This window comes from Corallococcus sp. CA053C, assembly GCF_003611675.1.
GTDB lineage: Bacteria > Myxococcota > Myxococcia > Myxococcales > Myxococcaceae > Corallococcus.
The window spans coordinates 1-10,189 of record NZ_RAWA01000358.1 but is presented as its reverse complement, the minus strand read 5'-3'; the positions used below and the strand labels follow the sequence as shown (position 1 = coordinate 10,189).

At 71.1% G+C, this 10,189-nt stretch carries 10 protein-coding genes; 6 read left to right on the top strand and 4 right to left on the bottom strand.

The window, feature by feature from the left end:
• On the top strand, positions 1 to 1,114 hold a 1,114-nt coding region (locus D7V97_RS44905), incomplete at its 5' end, for a DUF6068 family protein (protein ID WP_158623507.1).
• 48 nt (positions 1,115 to 1,162) lie between these two features.
• On the opposite strand, the gene D7V97_RS33320 is transcribed toward D7V97_RS44905, so the two are convergent.
• Positions 1,163 to 3,001, bottom strand: a complete 1,839-nt coding sequence (locus tag D7V97_RS33320) for a patatin-like phospholipase family protein (protein WP_120614652.1) — start codon at positions 2,999 to 3,001, stop codon at positions 1,163 to 1,165.
• Positions 3,002 to 3,163: 162 nt separating this feature from the next.
• Here D7V97_RS33320 and D7V97_RS33315 point away from each other — a divergent pair, with 162 nt between their 5' ends.
• A complete protein-coding gene (locus D7V97_RS33315; protein WP_120614651.1) occupies positions 3,164 to 4,057 on the top strand; it encodes a bestrophin family protein in 894 nt (297 codons plus the stop codon).
• A gap of 98 nt (positions 4,058 to 4,155) precedes the next feature.
• Here D7V97_RS33315 and D7V97_RS33310 read toward each other — a convergent pair whose 3' ends face one another.
• Complete coding sequence (locus D7V97_RS33310) at positions 4,156 to 4,602, bottom strand: organic hydroperoxide resistance protein (protein ID WP_120614650.1); 447 nt, start codon at positions 4,600 to 4,602, stop codon at positions 4,156 to 4,158.
• Positions 4,603 to 4,640: 38 nt separating this feature from the next.
• Complete coding sequence (locus D7V97_RS33305; RefSeq protein ID WP_120614649.1) at positions 4,641 to 5,075, bottom strand: MarR family winged helix-turn-helix transcriptional regulator; 435 nt, start codon at positions 5,073 to 5,075, stop codon at positions 4,641 to 4,643.
• 144 nt (positions 5,076 to 5,219) lie between these two features.
• Between D7V97_RS33305 and D7V97_RS33300 the strand changes: the two genes are divergently transcribed.
• The 4 genes from D7V97_RS33300 to D7V97_RS33285 all read left to right on the top strand — a co-directional run bounded on the left by D7V97_RS33300 (position 5,220) and on the right by D7V97_RS33285 (position 9,048).
• Positions 5,220 to 6,002, top strand: a complete 783-nt coding sequence (locus D7V97_RS33300) for a HipA family kinase (RefSeq protein WP_120614648.1) — start codon at positions 5,220 to 5,222, stop codon at positions 6,000 to 6,002.
• Positions 5,980 to 6,378 carry a DUF3037 domain-containing protein gene (locus D7V97_RS33295; RefSeq protein ID WP_120614647.1) on the top strand — a complete coding sequence of 133 codons (399 nt, stop codon included), beginning with the start codon at positions 5,980 to 5,982 and terminating at the stop codon, positions 6,376 to 6,378. The genes D7V97_RS33300 and D7V97_RS33295 overlap by 23 nt, the downstream gene beginning before the upstream one ends.
• A 108-nt stretch (positions 6,379 to 6,486) precedes the next feature.
• The gene (locus D7V97_RS33290) at positions 6,487 to 7,914 is read left to right on the top strand and encodes a matrixin family metalloprotease (RefSeq protein WP_120614646.1); all 1,428 of its coding nucleotides are present in this window, start codon (positions 6,487 to 6,489) and stop codon (positions 7,912 to 7,914) included.
• A gap of 162 nt (positions 7,915 to 8,076) precedes the next feature.
• Positions 8,077 to 9,048: an endonuclease/exonuclease/phosphatase family protein gene (locus tag D7V97_RS33285; RefSeq protein ID WP_120614645.1), complete on the top strand. Its 972-nt coding sequence runs from the start codon at positions 8,077 to 8,079 to the stop codon at positions 9,046 to 9,048.
• Between the two features lie 7 nt (positions 9,049 to 9,055).
• On the opposite strand, the gene D7V97_RS33280 is transcribed toward D7V97_RS33285, so the two are convergent.
• Positions 9,056 to 9,874 carry a J domain-containing protein gene (locus D7V97_RS33280; protein WP_120614654.1) on the bottom strand — a complete coding sequence of 273 codons (819 nt, stop codon included), beginning with the start codon at positions 9,872 to 9,874 and terminating at the stop codon, positions 9,056 to 9,058.
• Positions 9,875 to 10,189 lie beyond the last annotated feature (315 nt).

Sequence of the window (10,189 nt, the reverse complement as noted above, 5' to 3'; positions counted from 1 at the left end):
CCCCGACGCCTCCACACCCGAGGCCTCCGTGCCGGACGCTGGCACCCCCACCACCGCGTCTCCGTGGCAGCAGGCCCGCGTGGGCGACCGCGTGGAGTACGCCTTCTCCGCGAACCGCGGCCGCCCGGGCGGACAGCGCTCCGCCGCCCCCGAGCGCGACACCGCCGTCGCCGGCCACGTCGTCCTGGAGGTCGTCGCCGTCCAGGCTCCGTGGGCCTGGCTCACCGTCACCTTCACCGATGATCAGGGCAAGCCCCTGGCCCACCCGCGCCTCTCCCAGAGCCGCGTGCTGCCCATGCGCCTGGAGGAGACACAGCCGTGGAAGGCCGAACACCGCGGCCAGCGCTCCGCCGAACAGACCACCGCCGCCGGCCGCACCTGGGACGCGCAGCGCTACCTGCACGACAGCCGCCCCAGCGATGGCCCCCTGCAGAACCGCCTCTATGCCTCGGAGCCCGGGCCGCTGTACCTCACCCACGGCCTGCTCGACGCCAGCACCACCCTCTCCGGCTTCGGCGCCAGCGGCAGCCAGCAGCTCACGCTCGTGTCCTTCCGCCAGGGCACCGACGCCGCGGGCACCGTCCCCGTCCTGGATAAGCCCTGGGGCCCGGGCACCTGGTACGACGTGCGCCAGGACATCTCCGGCACGTCCTCCGTGCGCCGCGTCTGCCTGGGCGCCGAGCGCGGCTTCCTCCTGCGCAAGGAGCTGACCGGCCCCTCCGGCGGCGCCCCGTGCGCGGACTTCCAGGAGGCGGACGCCACGCCGCTGGAAGAGGCCCTGCTCATGGCCGTCAGCGAAGCCGTCAGCGTGCCGCAGCAGTGGCCGCCCGTTCCCGCCGCGCCGTCGCGCCGCGAGACCTTCACCGTGGCCCAGCACCCCGTCCCCGCGCTCGTCTTCGAGACGCCGCTGGGCGAGGGCACCGAACGCCGCGTCCAGGTGGCCACCTACGCCGCCGAACCGTGGGGCGCCGCGCTCAGCGGGCTCGCGGAAGAGGCCCGCTTCGCCACGCTGTCGGACACCATCTACCGCGCTCCCCCCAAGGGCAAGCGCGTGGCCGAGGACGGCTCCGCGCTCACCGGCTGGGGCCCGTGGGTGAAGGACGGCGGGAAGTAGCCTCGGCCGGAGCTTCGGCCGGAGCCTCTGCCGGAGCCTCTGGGCGCGTCAGTCACACGTGCGGCGCTCGGGCTTGTCCTTGCGGCACTGGTCGACGGGCGGGAGCGCTTCACGCGCCTCGTCCGCGACCTCCACGCCCTGGCGCGCGCACTCCTTCGCCGCCAGCGTGCCCCGGATGTCGAACAGGCCCAGCACCTCCGTGCACCGCTTCTGGAGCGCCTCCACCCCGGCCACGAAGAGCGGCTGCATCACCTCCGGCGTGAACGAGTAGCCGCTCGCCGTCGCCAGCCCCGTCTCCGGCTTGAACATCCACGTGCTGCGCCAGCTGGACGCCACCTGGTCGAAGCGCGCCGAGCCCATCCACACCGCCTGCCCCGCCTCCGGCGCCACCAGCCCCGGCGCCTGGAAGCCCGGGCCCTTGCGGCGGCAGAAGTCCTCGCCCGAACCCCGGGCCATGCAGACGTTGTACTCGCCCAACCGGCGCGCCACCGCGAGCAGCTCCGCCTGCTGCACCTCGCCCACGCGCGGCTGCGCCACGAACAGGTCGATGGTGCGCATCAGCACGTTCATCGCGTTCTTCGGATCCATCGCCGGCGACGGGTTCACCCCACCCGTCGAAATCACCAGCACCCGCTCCGCTCCGCGCTGCACCGCCTGGAGCAGCGGCAGCCCCGAGCGCACCCCGCCGTCGTAGTACGTCCCCGTCCGCTTCCCGCTGGCCGACGGCAGCGAGCCCACCGGCTCCGACAACACCGGCTCCACGATGGACGCCACGATGGCCCGCGTCATCCCGCGCTTGCGCTCCGCGTCCGTCACGCCCGCCTTGAAGTCCGCCGGATCCTGGTCGCTCACACCGAACACGTCCCCCGTCTGGAAGTCCACCGACACCGACACCAGCTCCGTGCCGTTGTGGAACATCCCCGGCTGGATGACCTGATCCAGCTTCGTGTACACGCCGTCGAACCGGACCAGCCCCCGCGTGTCGTCCGCCAGGTTCCACAGCCACGTGGAGTTCACGCAGTACAGGTCCGACTCCACCGTGCACGTGTAGTTGCCCATCAGCAGCTGGCGCGCCCGCGCCTCCTGCCCCGGCGTGTGGAACAGGTCCACCAACGTGCTGATGAGCGCGCCCGTGCTCGTGCCCGCCGCCAGGTCGATGCGCGCGTCCCCGCACCCCTCCGGCGCGGGCTTGCCCCGGCACTGCTCCAGGATGCCCAGCAGCCGCCAGATGGCCCCCGCGCTGAACGCGCCGTTGGCCCCGCCGCCGCTCAGCACCACCGCGTTGGTGGGCCGCCGCAGGTCCCGGCGCCACGTGCGCGCCCGCACGTAGCCGGCCGCGGACGTCGCGCCCTGCTGAATGCCCTGCGCCAGCAGCTCGCGCGTCAGCGGCACCTCCAGCGACTGCTGCAATGCCGCCAGCGACGGCCCCAGGCTCATCGCATTCGAGAGGAAGCGCTCCGCGTCCACCTCCACCTCGGACGGCGTCGCCACGGAGAGCGACTGCGTGGGCACCGGCACGTTCCACGCGGGCAGCTTCACCACCCGGTCGATGAAGCCCGTGCGCGCGTCGTTCTCGTAGCAGGCCGCCATGTCCGCGCCCGCGCGCTGGTTGAGACACGCCGTCATCTCCAGCACCACGTCCGGCGCCGCGCCCAGCGCCTCCATCCACGCGCCCACCCGTTCGGAGTCCACGTACGCGTCCATCAGCTGCGCGCGCGTGAGCCCCGCCACCCGCTCCACCGCCGGCACCCGGGGCGGCGCGTCCTTGGGCTGCTCCGCGGGGTCCGGTGAGTTGAGCGCGTCCAGCAGCACGTCCGTGCGGAGGAAGCTGCAACCGCTCGTCGTGCAGAGGAAGACCATCAGCAGGGACCTGACGTGACGGCGCATGGGACGCCTCCTTGGGAGCGGGACCACCTCCTGCTTAGCCGAAGCACCTGCGGGGAGGCCACGGCCCGGAGTGCCGGACATCCGCAATTCCGCAAAAAGCCGCTCGTCGCGACGCGGCACGGTGCGGTTAGCATGCGCGCCCCCCGGGAGGACTGAGGCCACATGGTTGAGTATGACCCGCATCGTTGGTGGAGCTACTTCCACTACCTGCGCGGTTCGATGGTGAAGGAGATCGTCGGCCGTGTGTTGTTGTGCGTCGTCTGGGCCGCGGGCGTGGTGGCCTTCTCGCGCCACGTGGGCCACGTGGGCGTCGCCCCCACGGTGCACACGCTGGCGGGCATCAGCTTGAGCCTGCTGCTCGTGTTCCGCACCAACGCCTCCTATGACCGCTTCTGGGAGGGCCGCAAGCTGTGGGGCGGCATCGTCAACGAGACGCGCAACCTGGCGCGTGCGTCAGAGGTGTTCCTGGGCAGGAGCGCCCTGTTCGCCCCGCTGGTGCGCTGGACCGCGGTGTTCCCCTTCGCGGCCTCCGCCTGGCTGCGCGGACAACGGCAGCTGGGCCCCAAGGCCGGGGACCTGCCTCCGGACGACGTGCAGGCGGTGCTCCAGGCGCAGCACGTGCCCCTGATGGTGGCGCGGCGGATGACGGCGGTGCTCGACGAGGGGCGGCGCGCGGGGCTGTATCCGGAGTACGTCCAGATGCAGCTCGACCAGAACGTGCAGCTGCTCATCGACTACCTGGGGGGTTGTGAGCGCATCCACCGCACGCCCATGCCTTTCGCATACATGGTGCACCTGCGCCGCGCGCTCATCCTCTACTGCTTCACCCTGCCCTTCGCGCTGGTGGACACCTTCGGCTGGGTGACAGTCCCCGCGACCTTCGTCGTGGCGTATGTCTTCTTTGGGATTGAAGAGATTGGCGTCGAGATTGAAGACCCCTTCGGCACGGACGACAACGACCTGCCGCTCGACGCCATCTGCGAGAACATCCAGAACAACCTGCTGGCCTTCCTGCCGGCGCCCCGCATGAACGACCAGGGCCCGCCCGCCCCCTGACGCCCCGTGTTCGAGGCGCGCTTCGTGGAGGCGGGCACGGTGTAGCCGCCTTGCGTCCCGGGCTCTCGCATGGGAGCCCGGGGCGGAGGCGTCACGGACTACTCGGCGACGGAGACCTTGACCTCGATGTTGCCGCGCGTGGCGTTGGAGTACGGGCACACCTGGTGGGCCGCCTCCATCAGCTTCTGCGCCTCTTCGCGGGGCACGCCGGGCAGGATGCCCTGGAGCTCCACCGCGAGGCCGAAGCCGCCCTCGGGCGTCTTGCCGATGGTGACGGTGGCCTTCACGCCCGCCTTCTCGTCCAGCTTCTTGCCGGCCTTGCCCGCCACGAGGCGCAGCGCGCTCTCGAAGCAGGAGGAGAAGCCCGCGGCGAAGAGCTGCTCGGGGTTGGTGGCCGTCGTCTTGCCGGAGCCGCCCAGCGACTTGGGCATCGCCAGCTCCAGGTTGTCCAGCGGGCTCTCGTTGAGCGTCAGCCGGCCGTTGCGGCCGCCGTGCGTGGTGGCGGTGGTGGAGTAGAGCTTCTCGGCGAGGGTGACCTGGGCCATGGGGTGCTCCTTCTAGGGACTGCGTTGGGTTTCGGGGACTACTTGGAAACGTTCTCGAACAGGCGGAGGACGTCCCGGCGCAACCGGGACAGCTCCTCCAAGGACAGACCGGTGCGGCAGGCGATGGCCTCCGGGATGGACGCGGCCTTGCGGCGCAGCGCGCGGCCCTGCGGCGTAAGCGACACGCGCACCGACCGCGCGTCTTCGGTGGAGCGCTCGCGGCGCACGAAGGCCAGCGTCTCCAGCCGCTTGAGCAGGGGCGTGAGCGTGCCCGAGTCCAGGTACAGCTTCTCCCCCAGCGTCTTCACCGTCACGCCGTCCGTCTCCCACAGCACCAGCATCACCAGGTACTGCGGGTACGTCAGCCCCAGCTTCGACAAGAGCGGGGTGTAGGCCTGCACCATCGCCCGGGACGCCGCGTAGAGCGGGAAGCAGAGCTGGAGGTCCAGGCGGAGGAAGTCTTCCGGCGACATGGGAAATAGATAGTGCGCAATTCAATTGCGCGCAACTGAATTGGACAGGGGAAGGTGGAGCGGGGGTCGGTGTGTTCCCCGCCGGGCAGGGGCCGTGGTACAGCCGCCACCCCCGGGGTGCCCGGGAACCGCCGAGGACGAGGGATGCTCAGGACGATCACCGCCACGCGCTACGTGACGCCCTTGCGCGAGGGGGGCTCGCTGCCCGCCATCGTGGAGGCGAACGACGCAGGGCTCTATGTCGTGAAGTTCAGGGGTGCGGGCCAGGGCGCCAAGGCGCTCATCGCCGAGCTGCTGGCCGGAGAGCTGGCGCGCGTGCTGGGGCTGCGGGTGCCGGAGCTGGTGTTCGTGGAGCTGGACACGTCGCTGGGCCGCAACGAGCCGGACAGTGAGATTCGCGAGTTGCTCAAGTCGAGCGCCGGGCTGAACCTGGCGTTGGACTACCTGCCGCGCTCGGTGACGTTTGATCCGCTGGCGGTGCCGGTGCCGGAGGCGCAGGTGGCATCGGCCATCGTGGCGTTCGACGCGTACGTCACGAACGTGGACCGCACGCCGAAGAACCCCAACCTCCTGGTGTGGCACCGCAACCTCTGGCTCATCGACCACGGGGCGGCGCTGTACTTCCACCACTCGTGGGATGGGTGGGAGGAGCGCAGCCAGGGGAGATTCGCGCCCATCAAGGACCACGTGTTGCTGCCGTGGGCGCACGGGTTGGCGGAGGCCGGGGACCTGCTGCGGCAGCGGGTGACGCCGGAGGTGGTGGAGCGGATTGTCGGCGCGATTCCGGAGGCGTGGCTGGGCCAGGAGCCGGCGTTCGCCTCCACGACGGAGCACCGCGCGGCGTACGCGACGTGGCTGTTGCGCAGGTTGGAAGCGGTGCCGGCGTTCATCGAGGAGGCGACGCGTGCCCACGCACAGCTCGTTTGATTACGCCATCATCCGGCTGGTGCCCCGCGTGGAGCGCGAGGAGTTCATCAACGTGGGCGTCGTCCTGTTCTGCGTGCAGCACCGCTTCCTGGGTGCGCGCGTGGAGCTGGATGAGGCACGGCTCAAGGCGCTGTCACCGGACGCGGACGTGGAGCTGTTGAGCGGGCACCTGGAGAGCTTCCGCCGCGTGTGCGTGGGCGGGAAGGAGGCGGGGCCCATCGGACGGCTGCCGCAGAAGGAGCGCTGGCACTGGCTGGTGGCGCCGCGCAGCACCATGCTCCAGACGGGCCCCGTGCACGTGGGCCTCTGTGACGACCCGGACCGCGCGCTGGAGCACCTGCTGGACACGATGGTGCGGGTGAAGCCCGCGGGCTGAGGCGGGGACGATTTTCCCGTGTCACTGTTTCAACGGCTTTGACGGGTTTCGGCCTGTCAGACGCTCCCGCTACAACGGGGGCGCCTTCCCCAGGTGTCGGGAGGGTCCATGCGAAAGGTGCACACGTTGCGCTCCATCCAGACGCTTCTTCGTTCCGTCGTATTGCTGGGCACGTTGGGCGGCGCCGCGGCCTCCGCGGCGGACCTCGTCCCTGAAGCACGCAAGGGCGCACAGGGCCCCCAAGTGGAGGCGGCCTTCCGCCACCTCCAGGCCCACGGCTACTTCCCCAACGCGGAGCTGGCACGGAAGTACCCGGGCTTCCGCCCCGCCGTGGCGCGCGAGCCCGCCCGGCCCGACCTCTTCGATGACGCGATGGAGGCCGCGCTCAAGCGCTTCCAGGAAGCCCAGGGGCTCCGCGTCACCGGCGCGCTGGACGCGGCGACGCGCGGACTGATGCAACGCTCGCGGTGCGACTCACCGGACCTCTACGGCTTCAACGCGCGCACGGCGGGCCTGGCGTCGTTCGTGGCCGTGAGCAGCTGGCCGCAGACGAACCTCTCCTTCGCCTTCCTCAACGGGACGCCCGACCTGAGCGCCAACGACTCGCGCAACGCGGTCATCGGCGCGCTCCAGCGCTGGCAGGCCGCCGCGCCCGTGGCCTTCACCGAGGTGGGCAGCGGTCCCGTGGACCTCTACGTGTCGTGGCAGTACGGCGACCACGGCGACGGCAACCCGTTCGCCGCCTCCACGCTGGCCCACGCCTACTACCCCAGCTGCTCCAACGCCTACAGTTGCGCGGCGCTGGCCGGCGACGTGCACTTCAACGACGGGTTCGGCTGGACCGTGAACGGCACCAACTACGACCTGCGCAGCACCGCGCTGCATGAGCTGGGGCACTCGCTGGGGCTGGGACACTCGCCCGACGCGGGCGCCGTCATGTACGCGTACTACAACGGGAAGATCGACCTGCAGCCGGATGACCTCAATGGCATCCAGTCGCTCTACGGCGTCTTCCGCGACACGCGCACGTTCGACGCGGGCTTCTACCTGGCCCTCAACGGCGACCTGAGCGCGGCCTTCGGCAGCAACGTGGGCGCCGCCTCGCGCCACTGGATCGACGCGGGCCGCACCGAGGGCCGCTCCGCCTCCCCCGCGTTCCAGGTGAAGGAGTACCTGGCCCGCTACGGCGACCTCCAGGCCGCGTTCGGGACGAACTACCCGGCCGCCCTCGCGCACTGGACCCAGAACGGCATCACCGAGGGTCGCCAGGGCTCGCCCGCGTTCAGCGCGCCCTACTACCTGAGCCTCCACGCGGACCTCCGCAACGCCTTCGGCAACAACTACCGCGCGGCGATGGAGCACTGGGTGAACGCCGGGCTCAACGAGGGTCGCCGGGGCTCGCCGGAGTTCGATCCCCAGTACTACCTCCAGGCCAACCCGGACGTGGCCGCGGCGTATGGCGCCACCAACTACCGCGGTGGCCTCACCCACTGGCTCACCGCGGGCCGGGCCGAAGGACGGCGCGGCGCCCCGTAGCGCTGGAGAACGGCAGGCAGGCGGACGGGCGCTTCGTCCGCTTGTCGGCATATGGTGTCAGCGCCGGGCGGAATCCCGGCGCTGAGGCTGCGAAGGGGCCTGGACGTTCGTAGCTTTGCCTCCCACCTTTCACCGCAAGAACCAGGAGGTGGCCACAGGCCCATGGACGCGTCCTCACTGCGCATCGTCACGTACAACGTCCGCTACTTCGGCCACATGCTGAAGGGGCTGGCGAGCACCGTGGGACCCAAGCGACGGGTGGCGGCCGCCATCGCCACCCTGGATCCGCTGCCCGACGTCGTGTGCCTCCAGGAGGTGGAGACCTCCTCGCTGCGCAGCAACATCGTCCACCGGCCGACGCGCCCCGGCGAGACGCAGCTGGAGGCCTTCATGACGCGCGTGGAGGAGACGTTCGCGCTCCAGGGGCGGGACATGCCCTACGAGGCGTTCTACTTCCGCGCGCACCACTACAAGCTGGGCGAGCTGTCGCTCTACACCACCGGGCTCGCGATGCTCATCAACACGCGCACGCTCCAGGTGGACACGCACAACGTGGCCGCGCCCGAACACATCACGCACCACCACGTGCAGGGCCTGAAGGAGCGCAAGCAGAGCCGCATCTGCGCGCACATGCGCGTCTTCCGCCGGGGCGACGGACGCGCGTTCCACATCTTCAACACGCACTTGAGCCTGCCCACGCCGTTCGCCCGCGAGTTCTGGGCCACGCGCGACAAGATGGGCTGCGGCGTCAACCAGCTCCACGAAGCGCGCAAGCTCACCGAGTTCATCCACCTGCACGCGAAGGATGAGCCGTTCGTGGTGTGCGGGGACTTCAATTCGCCGCCGTCGTCGCCGGTGTACCGCTACCTCACGGGGGATGCGCACCTGACGTGCGCGCAGGCGGCCGTGGGGCAGATCGACCCGAGCCTCACGCGCGCCTTCCCCACCGCGGGCTTCATGCACATGCGCATGCACCTGGACCACCTGTTCTCCGGCGGCGGCGTGAGCTGGCTGGACGCGGACGAGACGCGCCCCTTCGGCGACATCACCGGGCGCTTCCACGGGCTGTCCGACCACGTGCCCCTCATCGCGCGCTTCCGGCTGGAGCCCTCGGCTTCGGGGCTCGCGAGCTGACGTCCCTTCAGGGCGCGTCCTTCTCCAGCGCCTCCCACGCCTCCAGGAGTTCCCGCGTGCGCCGCTCCGCGAGCGCGTGGAACTCCGGCGCCAGGTGCGCCACCTTGTCCGGGTGGTATTGAGAGATGAGCGCGCGGAACGCCTTGCGCGCCTCGTCCTTCGGCGTGCCCCGCGCGATGCCCAGCACGACCCACGGGTCCTTCGCCTCGGGCCCTGGCGAAGACTCGGGTGGCGGCGCCGCGCGGCGTCCTCGCGGAGGTGTGTCATCGGAGCGCGGCGGTGCGTCGCCTCGCGCGCTGGAGCTTCCGTAACGTGGCGGTGCGTCCCCGGGCGCGCTGGCGGGTCCGTAGCGCGGCGGCGTACGGGGCGCGGGTTCGGGGCGGCGGGTGCCGGGGCGCTTCGCCGGGTCCGGCGCGGGGATGCGCGGGGTGAGCCGGCTCAGGGCCTCCTGGAGGAACCACAGGTCCTCCGCGGGGGTGCCGTGCTTGCGCACCACCGAGCGCGGCTTGCCGTCCTCCAGCAGCAGGTACCCGGTGGCCGCCGCGTAGGCGCGCTTCCGGTCATCCGGGTAGAGCCGGTCCCCCAGGTCTCCCAGCGGATCGCGCCACATGCCCTCCGGGGTGCCCTCGTCCGCCACCAGCACCTGGGACAGCACGCCGCCGTAGACGTCCTCCAGCGCGGAGAAGGGCTCGCGCGCCTGCGGGGGGCGCGTCATCGCGGCGCCGTGGCGCAGGCCCGTCACCAGCAACAGCCCTTGCGACGCGTCCACGAACGCGAAGAGCTTCTCGCGCACCTGCTTGTCGGAGAAGTAGAGAACGGCCTGCACGCCCACCCATCCTGTGGAAGCCCCCGGCGTTTCTCAACCGCCCCCTGCCGGCCTCCGTCGCCTTCCCGGACCTGCCCCCAGGATGGCCCGGACCCTGAATTCCCGACAACCCGGAGCGATGCGGCTCGACCCCGGGACGGGCTTGCGGAAGAGTCCCCCTCTCTTATGCGCTGCTGCCACCGCCACGCCCCCGCCGCCAGCACCAACTCCGCCACGGTCTCCATCACCGTGAACAGCGCCACCACCGCACCTGCGGCGCCCTCGGGCCTGACGGCCACGGCGGTGTCGTCGGGGCAGATCGACCTGGCGTGGACC

Coding starts and splice junctions, on each gene's coding strand:
- D7V97_RS33320 (WP_120614652.1), bottom strand. CDS start 3,001: ATGCGCCGTCACGTCAGGTCCCTGCTGATGGTCTTCCTCTGCACGACG.
- D7V97_RS33290 (WP_120614646.1), top strand. CDS start 6,487: ATGCGAAAGGTGCACACGTTGCGCTCCATCCAGACGCTTCTTCGTTCC.
- D7V97_RS33305 (WP_120614649.1), bottom strand. CDS start 5,075: ATGTCGCCGGAAGACTTCCTCCGCCTGGACCTCCAGCTCTGCTTCCCG.
- D7V97_RS33310 (WP_120614650.1), bottom strand. CDS start 4,602: ATGGCCCAGGTCACCCTCGCCGAGAAGCTCTACTCCACCACCGCCACC.
- D7V97_RS33315 (WP_120614651.1), top strand. CDS start 3,164: ATGGTTGAGTATGACCCGCATCGTTGGTGGAGCTACTTCCACTACCTG.
- D7V97_RS33285 (WP_120614645.1), top strand. CDS start 8,077: ATGGACGCGTCCTCACTGCGCATCGTCACGTACAACGTCCGCTACTTC.
- D7V97_RS33300 (WP_120614648.1), top strand. CDS start 5,220: ATGCTCAGGACGATCACCGCCACGCGCTACGTGACGCCCTTGCGCGAG.